We start from the raw sequence: 18,760 nt of genomic DNA, 5'->3' as shown, positions 1-18,760 counted from the left end.
GGACGAGGATGGGCATGTGAGGGTTCTCGACGTCGACGACGATGCACTGGCTGACAAGCCGGATCTCGGTGCCACGACCGATGAACCCTCGCATGCCCGTATCTCTGCGTGGCTGCTGTCGCGGATGGTTCCCGGCAAGCTGCGACCGGGCGACAAGCTGCCACCCGAAGAAGGTCTTGCTGCCGCCCTCGGGGTGAGCCGAATGACGCTGCGTCAGGCGCTCGGCTCGCTGGAGCAGCAGGGCTGGATCGAGCGTCGCCGTGGCCGCGCCGGAGGCAACTTCATCCGCGAGCCGCGCGTCGCGGTCGACCTCACGGGGCTGCCCGGGTTCACCGAGCAGATGCGGCGCGCCAACGTACGAGCAGGCGCTCGCGTCGTGCGCGCTCAGCTCATCGACGCACCAGCCGAGGTGGCCGAGGGTCTGGAGATCGCGCGGGGGCAAGAGGTCGTCGAGCTCGTCCGCGTCCGGTCCGCACGGCGGCAGCCGCTCGCTCTGGAGGAGACCTACCTCCCGGCACAGCTCTTTCCGGGTCTGCTCGACCACCAGCTGACGGGGTCGCTCTACGCGCTGATGCGCAAGGCGTACGGACTCGCGCCCGACCGGGCCGTCGAGTGGCTCGAGCCGGAGATCTCCTCCGACGAGCATGCTGCGCTGCTCGACGTCGATCCCGGGACGGCGCTGATGTTGGTCACCAGGAAGGCGTCGACGGCCGGCGGGATCGTCGTCGAGTACGCGCGCGACCGTTATCGCCCCGACCGGACCCGCATCACCCTGCAGACGGGCGCCGGCACGCACGTGGCCACGGAGCTCAGCATCGACCTCACCTGAAGAACCGCCCGTGGGCCGGACCCCCGTGCGTCCGGCCTGTGATGTCTAGACCTTTGCTGGGATGGGTCGGTAGGGTCCTTGCATGACGGAGCTGGACGCGTTGCTCGACCAGGTGCCGGCGTTGACGGGCTCGCCGCGCCGGATCGAGGAGCTCTCCGGCGGATTGACCAACCGCAACCTCAAGGTCACGACCCCGGACGGGGTGTACGTCGCCCGGCTCAACCTCAGCGATTCTGAGCTGCTCGACATCGACCGGGAGGCGGAGGCGTTCAACACCCGTGCGGCTGAGCAGTCAGGCGTCGGCGCGCCGTACGTCGACTACCGCCCCGACCTCGGGCTGCTGGTCATCGGGTTCATCGAGGGGCGTACGTACGTCGACGCCGACCTGCGGGCACCGGGAGCACTCGACCGAGTCGCGATCGCGCTCCGCATGCTGCACGCGGGACCGCGATTCCAGAACGAGTTCGACATGTTCACCCGCCAGGCAACCTATCTGCGCACCTGCACCGAGCGCGGCTTCAAGGTCCCCGACGGCTATGCCGACTTCGCCGCCGACTTCGCCCGCATCCGGGATGCTCTCGGGGTCAGCCCGGTCGACACCGTGCCGTGCAACAACGACCTGCTCGCCGGCAACATCGTCGACGACGGCGACAAGCTCTGGCTGATCGACTACGAGTACTCCGGCAACAACGACCCGTTCTTCGAGCTCGGCAACTGCTGGACCGAGTGCGAGCTCGACGACGAGCACCTCGGTGAGCTGGTCACGGCGTACGTCGGCCACGAGTCGCCGAAGCTGATCGCCCGTACGAGGCTCCGCGCCGTGACGAGCCGTTATGGCTGGTCGCTGTGGGGCTTCATCCAGGCCGCGACGCGTGATGACGACTTCGACTTCTACGGGTGGGGCCAGGAGCGCTTCGACAAGGCGGCCGCCGACTTCCGCTCGCCTGACTTCGGCACGTGGCTGGAGGTGGCCGCGTCATGACGATCCCGGACCGCGCGCGCATCGTCGTCATCGGTGGCGGCATCGTGGGCACCAGCGTCGCCTATCACCTGACGCTGAACGGCGAGCGCGATGTCGTCCTGCTCGAGCAGGGTGAGCTGTCCTGCGGCACCACGTGGCACGCGGCGGGACTGGTCGGCCAGCTCCGGGCGACGCAGTCCGGCACGACGCTGGTGCAGTACTCCGCCTCCCTCTACGAGCAGCTCGAGGCCGAGACCGGGCTCAGCGCCGGGTTCAAGCGCTGCGGCGGTGTCACGGTGGCTCGCACCGAGGACCGCATGGAGCAGCTGCGCCGTACGGCAGCGACCGCGGCGGCGTACGACCTGGAGTGCGAGCTGCTGACACCGGAGCAAGCCGGCGACCGATGGCCGCTCATCGCGACCGATGACCTCGTCGGCGGGCTGTGGCTCCCGGGCGACGGTACGGCCAACCCGACCGACGTCACGCAGGCGCTGGCACGGGGAGCCCGTACGCGTGGCGCGACCGTGATCGAGCACCTGCGGGTCCTTGAGGTGCTCGTCGCCGACGGCGCGGTGACCGGGGTGCGCACCGACCAGGGCGACATCGAGGCCGAGATCGTCGTCAACTGCGCCGGCCAGTGGGCCCACCACCTCGCCGCGAAGATCGGGGTCAGCGTGCCGCTGCACTCCGCCGAGCACTTCTACGTCGTCACTGACCAGATCGAGGGCGTGCGACCCGACCTGCCGATCCTGCGTGACCCGGACGGCTACACGTACTTCAAGGAAGAGGTCGGTGGCCTCGTGGTCGGCGGCTTCGAACCAGTCGCCAAGCCGTGGGTCGCACCCGACCAGATCCCCTACCCGTTCGAGTTCCAGCTGCTCGGCGAGGACTGGGAGCACTTCCAGATCCTGATGGACAGTGCGCTGGAGCGGATCCCGGCACTGCACGAGACCGGCATCCGCAAGTTCTACAACGGCCCCGAGAGCTTCACGCCCGACAACCAGTTCATCCTCGGCGAGGCGCCGAGCGTCACGGGCTTCTTCGTCGGCGCCGGCTTCAACTCCGTCGGCATCGCTTCGGCGGGTGGCGCCGGTCGCGCGCTCGCCGAGTGGATCCTCGACGGCCAGCCCAGCGTCGACCTGCTCGCGGTCGACATCCGCCGGTTCGCCCCGTTCCAGAACGACAAGGAGTACCTCCGCGCTCGGGTCGCGGAGGTCCTCGGGCTGCACTACTCGGTGCCGTGGCCCAACCGGGAGTTCGACACGGCGCGACCGCTGCGTACGTCGCCGCTCTACGAGCGTCTCGCCGCGGCCAACGCGGGGTTCGGCAGCAAGATGGGGTGGGAGCGTGCCAACTTCTTCGCGCCGCCGGCGGTCGACCCCTCGATCCGGTATGCCTGGGGCAAGCAGAACTGGCTGCCGTGGTCGGCCGCCGAGCAGCACGCATGCCGTACGGCGGTCGCGGTGTTTGACCAGACGTCGTTCTCCAAGTACGTCGTGCACGGCGACGATGCCGAGGCGGCGCTGCAGTGGATCTGCAGCAATGACGTCGCGGTGGCCAACGACACCTCGGTCTACACCGCGCTGCTCAATGCGCGCGGCGGCTACGAGTCGGACCTCACGGTCACCCGGGTGCTCGACGACGAGTACTTCCTGGTCAGCAGTTCGGCCACCACCGAGCGCGACCAGGACTGGATCCGCCGCAACATCCCGAAGGGACTCGACGCGCACGTCACCGACGTCACCGACCGGCTGTCGGTCCTCGGCGTCATGGGCCCTCACTCTCGTGACCTGCTCGGCCGACTGACCGAGGCCGACCTGTCGGAGGACGGCTTCGCGTTCGGCGCGAGCCACGAGATCGAGCTGGCAGGTGCGACGGTACGGGCCACCCGGATCACGTATGTCGGCGAGCTCGGCTGGGAGCTCTACGTCAAGAACGGTGACGCCCCTGCCGTCTATGACGCGATCAAGGAGGCCGGTGTCGACCTCGGACTCGTCGACGCGGGCTACTACGCCATCGAGGCGATGCGCCTGGAGAAGGGCTACCGGGCGTTCGGCCGTGAGCTGACGCCCGAGGTCAACCCGGTCGAGGCGGGGCTGTCCTTCACCTGCAAGCTCGGCACCGACATCGACTTCCTCGGCCGTTCGGCCGTCGAGGAGGCCAAGGCCGCGGGACCGTCCCGTCGCCTGGTGTCCTTCGCCTGCGACGACCCGGGCGCCATGATCTGGGGCGGCGAGCTCCTCCTGCGCGACGGGGCGGCCTCGGGCCAGGCAATGTCGGGCTCCTGGGGTGCGACGATCGGCTCCGGCGTCGGGCTCGCCTGGGTCACGGCGCCCGAGGGCCGGGTTGCCGACGCGGCGTACGTGGGAGACGGCGACTACGAGCTCGACGTCGGCGGGCGACGCATTCCCGTCACGGTGTCGCTGAAGCCCCTGTTCGACCCGGCCGGCGACAAGATCCGACCGGCCCAGTCGTGGACACGGTGACCGCATGTCGATAAGGTTCGAAACCAGACCTTAACGAGGAGGCGTGATGGCGGAGCAGCTGTTGGACCGCGATCCGCTCGCCGACGCCGTCCTCCGCCCGGTGCGCGGGCACCACGCGTTCGAGTCCTGCGTCGAGAAGCTCGCCACCTCGATCCGCCTCGGGATCTACGCCGACGGCACGACGCTGCCGCCCGAGCGTGAGCTCGCAGAGCTCATCGGCGTCTCACGGGCCACCCTCCGCGAGGCGATCGCCGCGCTGCGCGAAGCCGGCCTGGTCACGACCCGCCGCGGCAGGGGAGGGGGCACCGTCGTCGACTTCCGGCCCGGCGAGCCGGGTTCGCGGCGTACGCCCGATCGCCCCCGCGAGGAGCTGCTCGACGCGCTCGACTTCCGGCGGATCGTCGAGCCCGGCGCCGCCCAGGCCGCCGCGGCGATCGAGCTCTCCGAGCAGCAGGCGGTGATGCTGCGTGCCGCGCTGGACAAGGTCAACACGGCGTCGAGCAAGGCACTCCATCGCCAGGCCGACTCGCAGTTCCACCTGGCGATCGCGTCGCTGTCGGGCTCGCCCCTGCTGATCGACGCCGTGACCAACGTGCAGATCTGCCTGCACGACATGCTCGACGCGATCCCGCTGCTCGACCGCAACATCGACCACTCCCGTCAGCAGCATGACGCCATTGCGAAGGCGATCCTCGCCGGCAACGGCGCGCGAGCCAGACGGATCATGGAAAGTCACTGCGATGACACGGCCGCTCTGCTCCGGGGCCTGATGTGAAGGGGAACCATCCAATGACCACACGCCACCCCAAGCTCCTCACGATCGAGCAGCTGCGCGTCCAAATCAGCGAGGGCGCGATCGACACCGTCATCGTCGCGTTCACCGACATGCAGGGCCGGCTGCAGGGCAAGCGGCTGCACGGCCAGTACTTCGTCGACCACGTCATCGAGAACGGCACTGAGGGGTGCAACTACCTCCTGAGCGTCGACGTCGACATGAACACGGTCGACGGCTACGAGATGTCGTCGTGGGAGAAGGGCTACGGCGACATGGAGTTCGCCCTCGACCTCGACACGATCCGGCTGCTCCGCCACCTGCCGGCCACCGCGATGATCCAGTGCGACCTGGTCTGGCTCGACCACAAGCCTGTCGTCCAGTCGCCGCGCACGATCCTCAAGGACCAGGTCGCCGCGGCGGCCAAGGCCGGTTTCACCGCACTGGCCGGCACCGAGCTCGAGTTCATCCTCTTCAACACGACGTACGAGGAGGCCTGGAGCAGCAACTACCAGGACCTGCCGGCCGCCAACCAGTACAACGTCGACTACTCGATCGTCGGCACGACCCGCGTCGAACCGTTGCTGCGCGACATCCGCAACACGATGTACGCCGCCGGGATGAACGTCGAGGGCGCCAAGGGTGAGTGCAACTTCGGCCAGCACGAGATCGGCTTCCTGTACGACGAGGTCGTGACGACCGCCGACAACCACGCGGTCTACAAGACCGCCGCCAAGGAGATCGCCGCGCAGCACGGCCAGGCGCTGACGTTCATGGCGAAGTACAACGAACGCGAGGGCAACTCCTGCCACATCCACCTGTCGCTGCGCGGCAAGGACGGCGAGCTGGTCTTCTGGGACACCGACAAGCGGAGCGCGACGTACGACCACTTCATCGCCGGCATCCTCGCGACGATGCGCGACTTCACGCTGCTCTACGCACCCAACATCAACTCCTACAAGCGTTTCGCCGGCGGATCGTTCGCGCCGACGACCGTCGCCTGGGGACTCGACAACCGCACGTGTGCCGTACGCCTGGTCGGCCACGGTCCGAGCGCGCGGCTCGAGAACCGGGTGCCCGGCGGCGACACCAACCCCTACCTCGCCCTCGCCGCGATGCTCGCGGGAGGCTTGTACGGCATCGCCAACGAGCTCGAGCTGGAGCCGGAGCAGACCGGCAATGCGTACGAGTCCGACAAGCCCAAGGTCCCGACCACGCTGCGGGAGGCCCGCGAGGCGTTCACGACCTCGGAGATCGCCCGCTCCCTGCTGGGAGACGAGGTCGTCGACCACTACACCAACATGGCTGACGTCGAGCTCGCCGCCTATGACGCCGCCGTGACCGACTGGGAGCTGCGCCGCGGCTTCGAACGACTCTGAAAAGGAATTGAATTGAGCACCACGTACACCGTCGTCAACCCGTCGACGGAGGAGCAGGTCACCGAGGTCCACCTCGCGACCCTCGAGGAGACCGACGCCGTCATCGAGCGTGCCGCCGACGCCTACCCCGCCTGGCGTGACCTGCCGCCGGGCGAACGCGCGACGCTGCTGCGGCGCTTCGCCTCCCTGGTCGACGAGCACGTCGACGAGCTCGCCGAGCTCGAGGTACGCAACTCCGGCCACACGTGGGGCAATGCCACCTGGGAGGCGCGCAACGTACGCGACGTCCTCAACTACTACTCGGCAGCGCCCGAACGGCTGACCGGGCACCAGATCCCCGTCGCCGGCGGCATCGACGTGACGTTCCACGAGCCGCTCGGCGTCGTCGGGATCATCGTGCCGTGGAACTTCCCGATGCCGATCGCGGGCTGGGGCTTCGGCCCGGCTCTTGCGGCCGGCAACACCGTCGTCCTCAAGCCCGCGGAGCTGACTCCGCTGACGGCGATCCGCCTCGGTGAGCTCGGCCTCGAGGCCGGACTGCCGGAGGGCGTCTTCACCGTGATCCCGGGCAAGGGCTCGGTCGTCGGCGAGCGGTTCGTGACCCACCCCACCGTCCGCAAGGTGTGCTTCACCGGGTCCACCGAGGTCGGCAAGAAGATCATGGCCGGCGCCGCTGACCAGGTGAAGCGGGTGACGCTGGAGCTTGGCGGCAAGAGCGCCAACATCGTGTTCGCGGATGCCGATCTCGCCAAGGCGGCGGCGTCCGCACCGTCGGCGGTGTTCGACAACGCCGGGCAGGACTGCTGCGCCCGGTCGCGGATCCTCGTGGAGCGGTCGGCGTACGACGAGTTCATCTCGCTGCTGGAGCCGGCCGTCCGGGGCGTCAAGGTGCTCGACCCGTCCGACCGTACGAGCGAGATGGGACCCCTCATCTCTGCAGCCCAGAAGGCGACGGTGCAGGGGTTCGTCGACGAGGTGGAGGTCGCGTTCAGCGGCTCTGCCCCGGACGGACCTGGCTTCTGGTTCGCACCGACCGTCGTGCTGGCGGGTGACACCCAGCAGCGCATCTGGCGCGAGGAGGTGTTCGGTCCGGTCGTCGCGGTGATGCCGTTCGACTCCGAGGAGGAGGCGATTCGGCTGGCCAACGACACCGAGTTCGGCCTGTCGGGCTCGATCTTCACCCGCGACCTCGGCCGCGCACTGCGGGTGTCTCGCGGTGTCGAGGCCGGCAACCTCAGCGTCAACTCGCACTCATCGGTCCGCTACTGGACCCCGTTCGGCGGGTTCAAGCAGTCCGGCCTCGGCCGCGAGCTCGGACCCGACGCACCCCACTCGTTCACCGACGTCAAGAACATCTTCTTCTCCAACGACTGACGCTCCTTGAGCTTGTCGAAAGGGCCTTTCGACAAGCTCGAGGGCATGGTCACCACATCCAGAAAGCAGGAACCATGGCAGGACGCATCGAAGGCAAGACCGCCGTCGTCACGGGAGGCTGTTCGGGCATTGGCCTGGCGACCGCCCGCCGCTTCGCGGAGGAGGGTGCCAACGTCGTGATCGGCGACCTCGACGACGCCAAGGGCCCCGGCATCGCCGAGGAGCTCGGCGGCACGTACGTGCACGTCGACGTCACCGAAAAGGAACAGGTCGACGGGCTCTTCAAGACCGCGAAGGACACGTACGGCTCGGTCGACATCGCGTTCAACAATGCCGGCATCAGCCCGCCGGAGGACGACTCGATCCTCGACACCGACCTCGAGGCGTGGAAGCGCGTGCAGGACGTCAACCTCACCAGCGTCTACCTGTGCTGCAAGGCCGCGCTGCCCTACATGCTCGAGCAGAAGAAGGGCTCGATCATCAACACCGCGTCGTTCGTCGCGGTGATGGGCGCCGCGACCTCGCAGATCTCCTACTCCGCCTCCAAGGGTGGCGTGCTGTCGATGTCGCGTGAGCTCGGCGTGCAGTTCGCGCGTGAAGGCGTGCGCGTCAACGCCCTGTGCCCCGGTCCGGTCAACACCCCGCTGCTGCAGGAGCTGTTCGCGAGCGATCCGGAGCGTGCCGCCCGGCGACTGGTGCACGTTCCGGTCGGCCGCTTCGCCGAGCCCGAGGAGATGGCCAACGCCGTGCTGTTCCTGGCCTCCGACGAGTCGTCGTTCATCACCGCCTCGACGTTCCTGGTCGACGGCGGCATCTCCGGGGCATACGTCACCCCGCTGTGAAGCCGCTGATCGGTGTCACGACCTACCGGGAGCAGTCCCGGTGGGGAGTGTGGGACGAGAAGGCGGACGTGTTGCACGCGGTCTATGCCCAGTCGATCGAAGCTGCCGGGGGAGTCGCTGTGCTCCTGCCGCCATCTGATGCAACGGCGGCGCTGTCGGTCGTCCAACGCATTGACGCGCTGGTCATCGCAGGTGGCGCAGACGTCGACCCGTGGCAGTACGGCGCGGAGCCACACGAACGTACCTCCGGATGGCGGCTCGACCGTGACACCTGGGAGCTCGCGCTCCTCGACGCTGCGTGGGAGGCGCGGATCCCGGTGCTCGGCATCTGCCGCGGCATGCAGGTGATGGCGGTGCACGGCGGAGGGTCGCTGGAGCAGCACGTACCCGATCTCGTCGGCCACGAGCAGCACTCACCCGGCGCGGACGAGTTCGGCGAGATCGCGATCGACGTCGTCGCCGGCACCCGCCTCGCGAGCGCCATCGGCGATCGCGGCGAGGTGTCCTGTCATCACCACCAGTCCGTACGCGAGCACCCCGGGTTCATTGCCTCGGCGCGTGCCGCCGACGGCACCCTCGAGGCGATCGAGCGCGAGGACCGACCGTTCTGGATGGCGGTGCAGTGGCACCCCGAGACGCGAGAGGATGCCGGGCTCTTCCGGAGCCTGGTCGACGCGGCGTCCGCGTGATTGTCGTGCGCGCTGGCTAACGTGGGCTTCAGGAGGTCAGGTGCGCATCAACAAGTACGCGTTGGCCGGCATCGCCGGAGGCGTCGCCGTGGCGATCGCCATCAGCAGGCGTGTCGCCGAACGTCAGCCCAAGCCACCTCCGCGCGGCGACCACGACGGCTGGCATCGCGCGCCGTTGGCATCGCTCGACTTCGAGACGACCGGCATCGACCCGCTCAACGACCGGGTCCTCAGCTATGCGCTGATCTCCGACGTGGGCCCCGACGTCAACGGGCTGATCAATCCCGGCATCCCGATCCCGGCGTCGTCGGCCGAGGTGCACGGCATCACCGACGTCCTGCTCGCCGATGCGCCGCCTCCGGCCATCGGCATCGCGATCGTCGTGGAGTGGGTCCAGCAGCTGATCGACCGCGGGGTCGGGCTCGTCGTGTTCAACGCGGCATACGACCTGTCGATGCTGCATGCCGAGGCGACCCGTTGGGGCGTCCCGCAGCCTGATTGGGACCGGCTGCTGGTCGTCGACCCCTACGTCATCGACTGGGGCATCCTGCGCGGCACGCTGGGCTCTCGCAAGCTCACCGATGTCGCCGCCTATTACTCGGTGCCGCTCGACAACGCCCATGACGCGGCGGCCGATGCGCGGGCCGCGCGCGGAGTCGCCTACGAGGTCGGTGCACGGCATCCGTACGTTGCCGCCAACACTCTCGTCGAGCTGATGGCTCGCCAGCGATCCTGGTTCGCCGATCGTGCGGAGGACTGGAACGCGTACGCCCGGACAGTCGATCGCCCGCTCAACGACCCCGACGGCTGGCCGCTGGCGTCAGTGCTGACGAGCCCTACCTGATCTTGTAGACGCGGGTCCCGCAGATCATGTCGGCGAAGGTCCGCTTCTCGTTGTCCCACAGGGGCCACAGCAGGCCGAGGTAGCACGGGATGACGTCGAGGAAGCGGGCGAAGTAGCGACCGATGGCCAGGCCGAAGCCGATCGGCTGCGTCGTGCCGGCGCGGTAGACCGCGATGCCGAGCGCCATCTTGCCGATCGTCTGCCCAGTCTTGCCCTGGAGGTAGATGAAGTTGAAGATGCCCCACAGCAGCCCGAGGCCGTAGACCGCGACAATGGCGCTGCCCGAGGTCTCGAACGACACGGTGTCTCCGTTCTCGATGACCCGGATGGGCTCGCCGAAGATCGCTGTGGCGATGAAGCTGATCGCGATGCCCGGGAGCGAGTCGAGGATGAAGGCGCCGACTCGCTCGATCCAGCTGGCGAACCCGCTCTGCTGGACGGGGAAGCCCTGCGGCGGCGGCCAGCCGCCGTACGGGTTGTGCTGAGGCGAGCCGTACGCGGGCGGCGGCGGGTAGCCACCGTCCGGGGTGGCCCCGGGGTAGGTCGGGTAGGCCGGGTAGGTCGGCTCGTCCGGCTTCGGCTGCTGGTCGTCAGGTGGCTGAGTCACATCAACAACCTAGGCCATACGGTGTCACGCTCGGACGCGATCGATGATTGCCTTGGCGAGCGCGCCGGGTGCCTGCTCCGGGATCCAGTGCGTGACACCGCCCAGCTCGACGAACCGGTAGTCGGCGTCGACGAACTCGTGGCACTGCTCGGCGGGAACGCGGCCGATCGCGATGTCCTGGTCGCTCCAGACGTATGTCGTCGGAACGGTCACGGCGGGCAGCGACGACAGGTCGGCAGTCATGGCGCGGTACCAGTTGAGCGCTGCCGTCAGGGCGCCCGGCTCGGAGAGGTGGGCGATGTAGGCGGCAGCCTGCTCGGCCGGCACGGCGTCGCCGTACATCGCCTTCAGGCGCTCGCCGCCGTCCTCGAGCAGCAGGTGCTCAGCCTTGCCCTCCTGGCGGAGCAGCCCGATGTATGCGGCGCGCTGCTGCTGGTCGGGATCGTTCATCAACGCGGCGCCGTATGCCGCCAGGTGAGGCACCGAGACCGCCGTCAGGGAGTGCAGCCGGTCGGCGTGCTTGGCGGCGGCGACCCAGGCGACAGCAGCGCCCCAGTCGTGGCCGACGAGGTGGAACGAGCGGATCTCGAGAGCATCGGCGAGGGCAATCGCGTCATCGGCAAGGACTTCGGTGGCGTAGTCGCTGACCTCGGGCAGCCGGGCGCCGGGCGAGTAGCCGCGCTGGTCGGGTGCGATGACCCTCAGGCCCGCATCGGCCAGCAGCGGAGCGACAGCCGACCACGAGAGCGAGGTCTCGGGAAATCCGTGGAGCAACATGACGGGCGTGCCGCCATCGGGACCCGCGAAGCGTACGTCGTACGTCGATTCGCCGATCGTGACCGGCGGCGTCTCGTGGAAGCTCACTACTCGAACGTATCGCCAATCCGCGCCACGGCCTCGCGGTCCAGCACCGCAGCGGTCTCGACGTCGGGCGCGGTGCCGCCGCGATCGTGCGGCAGCCACCAGCGATCGGCATCGTTGCGAGGCTTCTCGGGGTACGTGTCGATCGCCTCGTCGAGCAGTGCCTCCATGGCCACGTGCAGCCGCGCCGACAGCTCATCGATCGTCTCGCGGTCACCGGGTAGGAGCGGCTCGCCGATGCTGACCGTGATCGGCACGCGTCGACGCAGCGATCGGTGACCGTCGACGGTGTAGATGCGATGGCCGCCCCACACGATCACCGGCACCAGCGGCACCTGTCGGCTGACGGAGAAGCCCGCTGCCCCGCGCTTGAACGGCTTGAGCAGCCAGGAGCGGCTGATCGTCGCCTCGGGGAAGACGCCGACCAGCTGGCCCTCGTCGATCATCCGGAGACCGTGTCGGTAGGCGCGCCAACCCTCACGGCGGTCGACCGGGATGTGCCGCATCCTGCGCATGAACCAGCCGGCGCCGCGGGTGTCGAACACCGACTGCTTCGCCATGAACCGCACCAGGCGGTCGCGCTCGCGTGCGGCGTACCCGATGAACGTGAAGTCGAGGAATCCGATGTGGTTGCCGGCGAGGATGCCGGGGCCACTCGCCGGGATGTGCTCGGCACCGCGTACGTCGAACCGGTAGCCCATGACCGCGAACACGATCGCGAACACGCGATTGACGACCTTGTATGTCCGATCGCTGCCCGGCACCTGACCAGCGTAAGGTCAGTCGACCTTCGGCGCGTTGTCAACGACGTCGGTCGTGACCGAAGTCAGGAACGTTGTCTTGGCCTTGTCCAACCCTGGCACGTCTGGGAATTCTGGATCCGCAGCGCGTTCCCCGATGTAGCGTCCCGTCTTGCGATCGAACATCAGCTGCTTGCCCTTGTCGCCGAATGAGATTGCCACTCCCGCCGTGCCGTCGAGGTTGGTGACTCCGTCGACGACCTTCATGCCCGGCATGGTTGCGAGCTGGTTGAAAAGCGCTGCACGGACGCTCGCGGGTGCGACGCCGCTACGCAGCACCTCGCTGTAGGTCTCCTCGAACAGGCTGCTCGGCGACGTGTCATCCCCGGATCCAATGTCCGTCCTGATACGCGCGAGCATCTGCTCAGGATCGCGAGGCAATGAGGCGTACCAGTCGGGGTCGTACGTCGGAATGTAGTTGTCTCCGCCGCGGACGCTCCAGCTCGGCCGGGTGTACGTGCCGTCGGTCAGCTTTGCCTCATCCTTCGCCCGCCTGGCCGCGTCCCGGCTGAAGGTGCTGACCAGCGTGGTGCGCTCTTGGAACGTCCAGTCGTGATCGGACTCGTAAGGGATCCAGATCTGCCGGGTGCGTCGCTCACGCACCATCCTCAGTGCCTCCGTCGCGTCGAGGTCGCCGTACTCCAACGAATCTGTGTTGGAGTCGTAGCCAGGTTCCCAAGCGTCCTCGACGAGCGTGATGTGAAGGAACTGTCCGGGGTGTACGAGCGGGTCGGACTCGGCCAGTGTCGCGTCCGCGGCACGCTCGAGCACGGCAGCAGCGGCGGACGACGGACCAACAGCCTTGCCGCCGATGTCGATCTGCGTGAGGCCGATGCCGACGATGGCCGCGACACCAGCGGTGACGACCACGATCCGGCGCACGTACGGCCGCTTCTTTCGAGCAGGCTGCGGGATTGGCTGCTCCAGGATCGTTCGGAGCAGTTGCTCGTCCTCCTCGGTGAGTGTGGTGGGAGCTGCGGCCTCGGGGTCGAGCTCGGTGAGAAGACGAATGACGGTGTTCATGAAGTCACCTCGGAGATGTGGGTGGTCGGGAGGGGGTGCGGTGGTGGATCAGGTGGCCCCGACAGTGCGTCGCGCAGCCTGCCTCTGGCCCGGTGCAGGCGAACCGCGGCGGTGCCGGGACGGCATTCGAGGACGACAGCGACCGCCTTGACGGTCAGGTGCTCCCAGTAGACGAGCTGGAGGATCTCGCGATCGTCCTCGCCGAGCCGCTGGATGGCATCGAGCACCAGTGACCGTTCGTCGGTCTCCGCCATGGCGTCCGGCGTGGTGGTCTCGGTCGTGTCAACCACGCGCTGGGCGACCCGGAGCTGGCGTCGTTCGGTGCGTTGATGATTGGCCAGCGTGAACCGTGCGGTCCGGTACAACCACGGAAGTCCACCGGCGACGGCTTCGTCACAGCGTCGCCAGGCCGTGAGAAACGTGCTCGCGACGACATCTTCAGCGATGTCGGGCGCAGCACGGCGACGCGCGTACGACCGGACCGCGGGCAGTGTCGCCCGGTAGAGGGCTTCGAAGGAGTGGCGACGTTCGTCGTCAGCGGGGCGCATGCCCTTGTATGTCCGGGAGTGCGTCCGCCATTACAGCGGAGTCACGCCTTGGCGTCGGGGAAGACCGGCCAGCAGTCCGTACGGACCGTCGGGTCGAAGCCGGGGCCAGCCGCGAGGGTGACCTTCTCGCGGTTGAGGATGCCGGAGGTCAGGAAGAAGATCGCGGCGATGTAGGTCGCCATGATCGCGAGACCGGTCCAGGTGGCGTCCTTGTCGATCTTGTCTGCCTCGCCGAGCAGGATCAGCCCGTCGGAGATCAGGAACAGCAACCCGCCGATGCCGGCGCGGACGTCGGTGGCAAGAGAGGTCGCTCCGGTGCCGACCAGAAGTGCCGCGTAGATCGGCACGACGGGTTTGAGCCCGTCCTCGAGGCCGCTCCAGCCGTACACGATCATCGCGATGCCAGCAGCGATGTAGACCGCGAGGATCCAGGGCTTGCGCTTGAGTTGTCCCACGGCGCCGCGCGAGACGAAGAAGCGGATGAAGCAGATGTGGCCCAGCGCGAACGCGGCCATTCCGACGATGAAGAGGTCGTCGAGCTCCAGGAACAGGTCGCCGAAGAAACAGAACACCAGCGCCAGCGCGAGCAGGCGTGGGCCCTTCTGCTCGACGACCCAGCCGACGAGCAGGGGAGCCAGCAGGCACTTCGAGATGCTGTCCCACGGATCGGCCTCGGCACCGTTGAGCACGAGATGGACCACGGTCACCACGCCGAATGCGATGATCCAGGGACTCTTCATGGCCGTCATGGGGATCACGCTACCGCCGCCTGGGCTCCACGCCCTACGTTCCGGCGCGGGGACCTTCGAGCCACTCGGTGATGAAGGTGGCGCTCGCGTGGATGTGGGTCGCGATGTAGCGCTCGGGACCGACGACTTCGAACTTGTGCGGCGTCAGCTTGGGGACGACCAGGACCTGCCCGGCAACGCCGAGCAGCTGCTCGCCCGCGACGGTGAACAGCGACTTGCCGCCGCGGATCACGAACGTCTCGGCGTAGGGATGTTGATGGAGGTAGGGCCCTTCGCCGTCCTGGTCGCTGTCCTCGAAGATCAGCGACACTCCCGCGTCGTACGCCGCACCCTCGATGTTGTCGACGATGCGCCCGTCCGGACGAGTGGTGCCCGTCGTCTGTATGACATGCATGTCGTCACGCTAGGTCGGCGTCACACCGTCCGCAATGCCACGGTCGGGGGCATCCGCGATGCGCGCAGCGCGGGCAGCAACCCGGCGAGCGCGCCGATCAGCAGCGCCGATCCGATGCCACCGGTCCACGCCTCGACGGGGATGACGACGGTCCACCCCTTCGCGGCGGCGTAGACCGCGGTGGCCGCGACCCCGGCGATGACACCGACGACTCCGCCGATGACGGCCAGCAGGATCGACTCGGAGAGGAACTGCGTACGGATCTGCCCCTGCGTCGCACCGAGTGCGCGTCTCAGACCGATCTCCGAACGCCGCTCGAGCACCGAGATGATCATGATGTTGGCGACGCCGACGGCGCCGACGATCAGCGCGACCACTCCGAGCCCGAGGAACAGGCTGTCGAACGCGCCGGCCGCCGCCGCCCGGGCGGTCAGCACGTCGGACGGCTGGCTGACGTTGACCTCGTTGGGTGCCTCGGGGTTGGCCGTACGGCCGAGCAGCGACTGCACCTTGGCCTCTTCACCGGTCACCGTTCGTACGTAGATCTCCGTGGGCGGCCCGGACTGTGCCACACCGTTCGGGAGGCTGACGTACCCGAGGAACTCCCGGGCGGCGGGATATCCGACCAGCGCGCTGGTGTCGAGGTCGGGCTCCAGCGGGGCCGGCTTGAGGACGCCGGCCACCGTGAACCACTGCCCGCCGAGCCAGATCCGCAGGTCCGGCCGTACGCGATCGATGCCGAGGCGATCTGCAGCGGTGGAGCCGAGCACGACGACAGGCATCTGCTCGGTGCCGGCGTTGAGCCAGGTGCCGTGGGCGACACCCGTGTTGAGCACGGTCGGTACGTTGAGGCTCGTCGCACGGACCTGGAGGCCCCCGGAGCTGGCCTCCGGGATCATCGAGTTCCGGTAGACCTTCTGGTCCCGGAGCACGGCGGTGTGTGCCAGCTGCTCGACGCCGCCGGTGTGGCTGATACGCGCAGTGGCCTCGAGCGGGAGCGTGGCCGCACCTCCCGCCAGGCGTTGCCCGGCCTCGACCGTGAGCATGTTGGTGCCGAGCCGGTCGATCTCGGCGAGCAGCCCGGCCTGCGACGAGGCGGACAAGCCGAGCACCGCGACGATCGCCGCCGTACCGATCGCGATGCCCAGTGCCGAGAGCGCTGCACGGAGCGGGCGCGATCGCAGTCCGACCGTGGCGACCCGCAGCTCGTCCTTGAACTCGAGCTGGCCGACCCTCACGGTGCACCGATCCTGGCCGTGTCGGAGAGCACCTGACCGTCGAGCATCCGGATCTGCCGCGGCAGCTGGTCGGCGAGGTCGGCGTCGTGCGTGATCATGACGATCGTCGCGCCGCCGGCGTTGAGCTCGCGGAGGAGCTCCATGATCGAGGTTCCGGTCGAGCTGTCGAGGTTGCCGGTCGGTTCGTCCGCCAGCACGATCGCGGGCTGGCCCACGAGTGCCCGGGCGATGGCGACGCGCTGTCGCTGACCGCCTGACAGCTTGGTCGGCTTGAAGGTCGCCCGCTCGGCGAGCCCGACCCGTTCGAGCGCCTCGTCAGCGCGACGGCGTCGCTCGGCGGCAGTCACCCCGGCATACAGCAGTCCGTCGGCGACGTTCTCTCGTACCGTGGCGTGCTCGGCGAGGAAGAACTGCTGGAACACGAAACCGATCTCGCGTGCCCGAAGCAGCGACAGGGCGCGGTCGTCGAGGCTCGACGCCTCGACACCGTTGATGCTGACGGTCCCGCTGCTGGGCTGCTCGAGCGTGCCCATGACGTGCAGCAGTGTCGACTTCCCCGAGCCGGAGGGGCCGACGATCGCCACCAGCTCGCCCTGGCGCACCGAGAACGACACGTCGCGGAGGGCGTGCACGGGCGGCTGCTCGCCGTACACCTTGCTGACGCCGTCCAGCCCGAGAACCGTCGCGCTCACGCCGGAACCTCCGTGGAAGAGGCACGGTACGGATGCCCCGGCGCGAGTGCCCTGATGGTTCGCTCGCTCACGATCTCGGCACCACGACGCGGTCGCCGGCTTTGAGCTGGCCGGTGACCTGGACCCGTCCGGCGGTCGTGTCGAACAGGCCGAGCTCCACCGCGACCAGGTCGCGGTGTCCGCTGGCACGTACGACCTCGACCCCGAACCCGCTGCCCGACTTCCCGACGAGCGCGATCACCGGGACGCTCAGCGCACCCTCCACGCCACGGGTCGTGATGTCGACCGACACGGGTGCCAGGTCGAGGCCGCGTGCCTTCTTGGGATCGTCGAGCGAGAGGTGGACCGGGATCGTCGCGGCTCCCGGTTCGCCGTCCTTGCCGGCCGGCGCCTGGGCCACGCGGCCGATCCGGTCGACCTTGCCGGTGACCGAGACGTTGCCCGGAAGCGAGATCCGAGCCGTGTCGCCCTCATGGACCGCTCCCTGCTGCGACGCGTTGAGGCTGACCTGCACCTCGAGCGAGTCCGACGTGGCCTCCGCGACCTCGGCCCCGGGTCGCGCCGAACCGCCCAGCGGGGCGATCATCCTGGAGACCAGCACAGCCTCGGGCAGGAACACCGCCTCGTCGATCCGGAGGACGCCGGTCGGGTCGAGCCCGGTGTCGCGCTGGAGCGACACGAGTGCAGCCCGGGTCGCCGGACCGAAGACGTCAGACGTCGGATCGACGTCGGTGTTGCCGAGCGCGTGCAGCGTGTGGTTGAGCTGCCGTACGTCCTTGCCGGCCGATCCGATCGCGAGATCGCGGTAGGCCGGAACGGTGCCGCAGAGCAGCAGCACGGGGCGGTCGTCGACGCGATAGAGCACCTCGCCGCAGTCGACCTTGGCCGCGGTCGGCAGCTTCGTGTAGGTGCCGGTGGCCCGGTTGATGACGATGTATGGCGAGCCGTCCGCCAGCGCCCGGCGGGTCAGGGTGCCGTGCAGGGACACCAGTGCCGACAGCGGTCCCTTGACGACCTTCGCGGTGGCGACGGGCTGCTCCTTGGCGGCCGCGGCGTCGCCTGTCCCGTCCAGCACGACCGCCCCGATCACGAGGGCGATGATCAGCGCGCCGACGCCGCCGAGCACCCATGTCCGTCGTTCCACTACTTGCCCGCCCCGGCCTTTTCGGCGAGCTTCCCGCACGTGTCCATCGCCGCGTTGAGGATCGTCATGCCGCCGGACTCGTTGGCCGATGGGATCTTGTTGGTGTCGACCATCGGGTCGTCCGGTCCGGGGTCCGGGAAGTCCTCGACGCCGTTCTCGCGGATGCACTGGGCGAACTTGAGTGCCTCGACCTGCTGGGCAGCCGATCTCTTGTGACCCGTGAACCCTGCAGGCTCGAGGTCCTTGCACGCCGCAGTCGCGGTCTTCCATGCGGCGCCATCGGTGTCGATCGACGAACCGTTGGCCACGCTGTCGAGGGTGAGCTCGCCGTCCGCGCCGGGGTCGGGGAACTCGGGCACGCCGTTGTCGCGCATGCACTCGGCGAACTTCACGGACGCCTGGTACGTGTCGGTGCCCGTGCCACCTGCGTCGGAGCCTCCCGACGAGCCGGAACATCCCGCTGCGAGCAGCGCGACGATGGCGAGGGCTGCGAATGGACGAATCTGAAGGGTCATGTCTTCTCCCGGG

General features: G+C 68.5%; 20 protein-coding genes. 9 read left to right on the top strand and 11 right to left on the bottom strand.

Features of this window, described 5'->3' with window-relative positions; genetic code table 11:
- Window positions 1-16: 16 nt before the first annotated feature.
- The 9 genes from ABD683_RS05330 (at window position 17) to ABD683_RS05290 (ending at window position 10,176) form a co-directional block, all read left to right on the top strand.
- Window positions 17-829 (top strand): GntR family transcriptional regulator, encoded by an 813-nt coding sequence (locus tag ABD683_RS05330; RefSeq protein WP_344767981.1) that lies wholly within the window; start codon window positions 17-19, stop codon window positions 827-829.
- An 82-nt stretch (window positions 830-911) separates the two neighbouring features.
- Window positions 912-1,811 (top strand): phosphotransferase, encoded by a 900-nt coding sequence (locus ABD683_RS05325; protein WP_344767979.1) that lies wholly within the window; start codon window positions 912-914, stop codon window positions 1,809-1,811.
- Window positions 1,808-4,276: a GcvT family protein gene (locus ABD683_RS05320; protein WP_344767977.1), complete on the top strand. Its 2,469-nt coding sequence runs from the start codon at window positions 1,808-1,810 to the stop codon at window positions 4,274-4,276. Before ABD683_RS05325 ends, ABD683_RS05320 begins: the two co-directional genes overlap by 4 nt.
- A gap of 46 nt (window positions 4,277-4,322) precedes the next feature.
- Window positions 4,323-5,051, top strand: a complete 729-nt coding sequence (locus ABD683_RS05315) for a FadR/GntR family transcriptional regulator (RefSeq protein ID WP_344767976.1) — start codon at window positions 4,323-4,325, stop codon at window positions 5,049-5,051.
- Between the two features lie 14 nt (window positions 5,052-5,065).
- Window positions 5,066-6,427 carry a glutamine synthetase family protein gene (locus ABD683_RS05310; protein WP_344767974.1) on the top strand — a complete coding sequence of 454 codons (1,362 nt, stop codon included), beginning with the start codon at window positions 5,066-5,068 and terminating at the stop codon, window positions 6,425-6,427.
- A gap of 12 nt (window positions 6,428-6,439) precedes the next feature.
- Entirely contained in the window at window positions 6,440-7,801 is a 1,362-nt protein-coding gene (locus tag ABD683_RS05305; protein WP_344767972.1) for an aldehyde dehydrogenase family protein, read from the top strand.
- Between the two features lie 74 nt (window positions 7,802-7,875).
- Entirely contained in the window at window positions 7,876-8,643 is a 768-nt protein-coding gene (locus tag ABD683_RS05300) for a 3-oxoacyl-ACP reductase (protein ID WP_344767970.1), read from the top strand.
- Window positions 8,640-9,332, top strand: coding sequence for a gamma-glutamyl-gamma-aminobutyrate hydrolase family protein (locus tag ABD683_RS05295; protein WP_344767968.1), 693 nt, complete (start codon window positions 8,640-8,642; stop codon window positions 9,330-9,332). Before ABD683_RS05300 ends, ABD683_RS05295 begins: the two co-directional genes overlap by 4 nt.
- Window positions 9,333-9,372: 40 nt before the next feature.
- Window positions 9,373-10,176 carry an exonuclease domain-containing protein gene (locus tag ABD683_RS05290; RefSeq protein ID WP_344767966.1) on the top strand — a complete coding sequence of 268 codons (804 nt, stop codon included), beginning with the start codon at window positions 9,373-9,375 and terminating at the stop codon, window positions 10,174-10,176.
- Here ABD683_RS05290 and ABD683_RS05285 read toward each other — a convergent pair.
- From ABD683_RS05285 to ABD683_RS05235, 11 genes are all read right to left on the bottom strand, one after another.
- Window positions 10,169-10,783: an RDD family protein gene (locus ABD683_RS05285; protein WP_344767965.1), complete on the bottom strand. Its 615-nt coding sequence runs from the start codon at window positions 10,781-10,783 to the stop codon at window positions 10,169-10,171. The genes ABD683_RS05290 and ABD683_RS05285 overlap by 8 nt on opposite strands.
- A 24-nt stretch (window positions 10,784-10,807) precedes the next feature.
- Window positions 10,808-11,647: an alpha/beta fold hydrolase gene (locus tag ABD683_RS05280; RefSeq protein WP_344767963.1), complete on the bottom strand. Its 840-nt coding sequence runs from the start codon at window positions 11,645-11,647 to the stop codon at window positions 10,808-10,810.
- Entirely contained in the window at window positions 11,647-12,408 is a 762-nt protein-coding gene (locus ABD683_RS05275; protein WP_344767962.1) for a lysophospholipid acyltransferase family protein, read from the bottom strand. The genes ABD683_RS05280 and ABD683_RS05275 overlap by 1 nt, the downstream gene beginning before the upstream one ends.
- 15 nt (window positions 12,409-12,423) lie before the next feature.
- Window positions 12,424-13,467: a CU044_5270 family protein gene (locus ABD683_RS05270; RefSeq protein WP_344767960.1), complete on the bottom strand. Its 1,044-nt coding sequence runs from the start codon at window positions 13,465-13,467 to the stop codon at window positions 12,424-12,426.
- Window positions 13,464-14,015, bottom strand: a complete 552-nt coding sequence (locus ABD683_RS05265; protein ID WP_344767958.1) for an RNA polymerase sigma factor — start codon at window positions 14,013-14,015, stop codon at window positions 13,464-13,466. The genes ABD683_RS05270 and ABD683_RS05265 overlap by 4 nt, the downstream gene beginning before the upstream one ends.
- Before the next feature lie 41 nt (window positions 14,016-14,056).
- Window positions 14,057-14,764 carry a lysoplasmalogenase gene (locus tag ABD683_RS05260; protein WP_344767956.1) on the bottom strand — a complete coding sequence of 236 codons (708 nt, stop codon included), beginning with the start codon at window positions 14,762-14,764 and terminating at the stop codon, window positions 14,057-14,059.
- A gap of 34 nt (window positions 14,765-14,798) precedes the next feature.
- Window positions 14,799-15,158, bottom strand: a complete 360-nt coding sequence (locus tag ABD683_RS05255; protein WP_344767955.1) for a cupin domain-containing protein — start codon at window positions 15,156-15,158, stop codon at window positions 14,799-14,801.
- A gap of 20 nt (window positions 15,159-15,178) precedes the next feature.
- Window positions 15,179-16,396: an ABC transporter permease gene (locus ABD683_RS05250; RefSeq protein ID WP_344767953.1), complete on the bottom strand. Its 1,218-nt coding sequence runs from the start codon at window positions 16,394-16,396 to the stop codon at window positions 15,179-15,181.
- Window positions 16,393-17,088, bottom strand: coding sequence for an ABC transporter ATP-binding protein (locus ABD683_RS05245; protein ID WP_344767951.1), 696 nt, complete (start codon window positions 17,086-17,088; stop codon window positions 16,393-16,395). The genes ABD683_RS05250 and ABD683_RS05245 overlap by 4 nt, the downstream gene beginning before the upstream one ends.
- Window positions 17,089-17,155: 67 nt before the next feature.
- Window positions 17,156-18,232 carry a peptidoglycan-binding protein gene (locus ABD683_RS05240; RefSeq protein WP_344767949.1) on the bottom strand — a complete coding sequence of 359 codons (1,077 nt, stop codon included), beginning with the start codon at window positions 18,230-18,232 and terminating at the stop codon, window positions 17,156-17,158.
- Window positions 18,232-18,747, bottom strand: coding sequence for a hypothetical protein (locus tag ABD683_RS05235; protein ID WP_344767947.1), 516 nt, complete (start codon window positions 18,745-18,747; stop codon window positions 18,232-18,234). Before ABD683_RS05235 ends, ABD683_RS05240 begins: the two co-directional genes overlap by 1 nt.
- Window positions 18,748-18,760: the final 13 nt, after the last annotated feature.

Origin of the sequence: Aeromicrobium panaciterrae, from assembly GCF_039537165.1 — a bacterium.
Lineage (GTDB): Bacteria > Actinomycetota > Actinomycetes > Propionibacteriales > Nocardioidaceae > Aeromicrobium > Aeromicrobium panaciterrae.
Note: the sequence above shows the minus strand (reverse complement) of the source record. Positions and strands in the feature narration are given on the sequence as shown.

What these genes read in the sequence shown, in the direction of transcription:
- ABD683_RS05255 (WP_344767955.1), bottom strand. Translation starts at nt 15,158, where the DNA reads ATGCATGTCATACAGACGACGGGCACCACTCGTCCGGACGGGCGCATC.
- ABD683_RS05270 (WP_344767960.1), bottom strand. Translation starts at nt 13,467, where the DNA reads ATGAACACCGTCATTCGTCTTCTCACCGAGCTCGACCCCGAGGCCGCA.
- ABD683_RS05260 (WP_344767956.1), bottom strand. Translation starts at nt 14,764, where the DNA reads ATGACGGCCATGAAGAGTCCCTGGATCATCGCATTCGGCGTGGTGACC.
- ABD683_RS05265 (WP_344767958.1), bottom strand. Translation starts at nt 14,015, where the DNA reads ATGCGCCCCGCTGACGACGAACGTCGCCACTCCTTCGAAGCCCTCTAC.
- ABD683_RS05325 (WP_344767979.1), top strand. Translation starts at nt 912, where the DNA reads ATGACGGAGCTGGACGCGTTGCTCGACCAGGTGCCGGCGTTGACGGGC.
- ABD683_RS05310 (WP_344767974.1), top strand. Translation starts at nt 5,066, where the DNA reads ATGACCACACGCCACCCCAAGCTCCTCACGATCGAGCAGCTGCGCGTC.
- ABD683_RS05300 (WP_344767970.1), top strand. Translation starts at nt 7,876, where the DNA reads ATGGCAGGACGCATCGAAGGCAAGACCGCCGTCGTCACGGGAGGCTGT.
- ABD683_RS05235 (WP_344767947.1), bottom strand. Translation starts at nt 18,747, where the DNA reads ATGACCCTTCAGATTCGTCCATTCGCAGCCCTCGCCATCGTCGCGCTG.
- ABD683_RS05320 (WP_344767977.1), top strand. Translation starts at nt 1,808, where the DNA reads ATGACGATCCCGGACCGCGCGCGCATCGTCGTCATCGGTGGCGGCATC.
- ABD683_RS05315 (WP_344767976.1), top strand. Translation starts at nt 4,323, where the DNA reads ATGGCGGAGCAGCTGTTGGACCGCGATCCGCTCGCCGACGCCGTCCTC.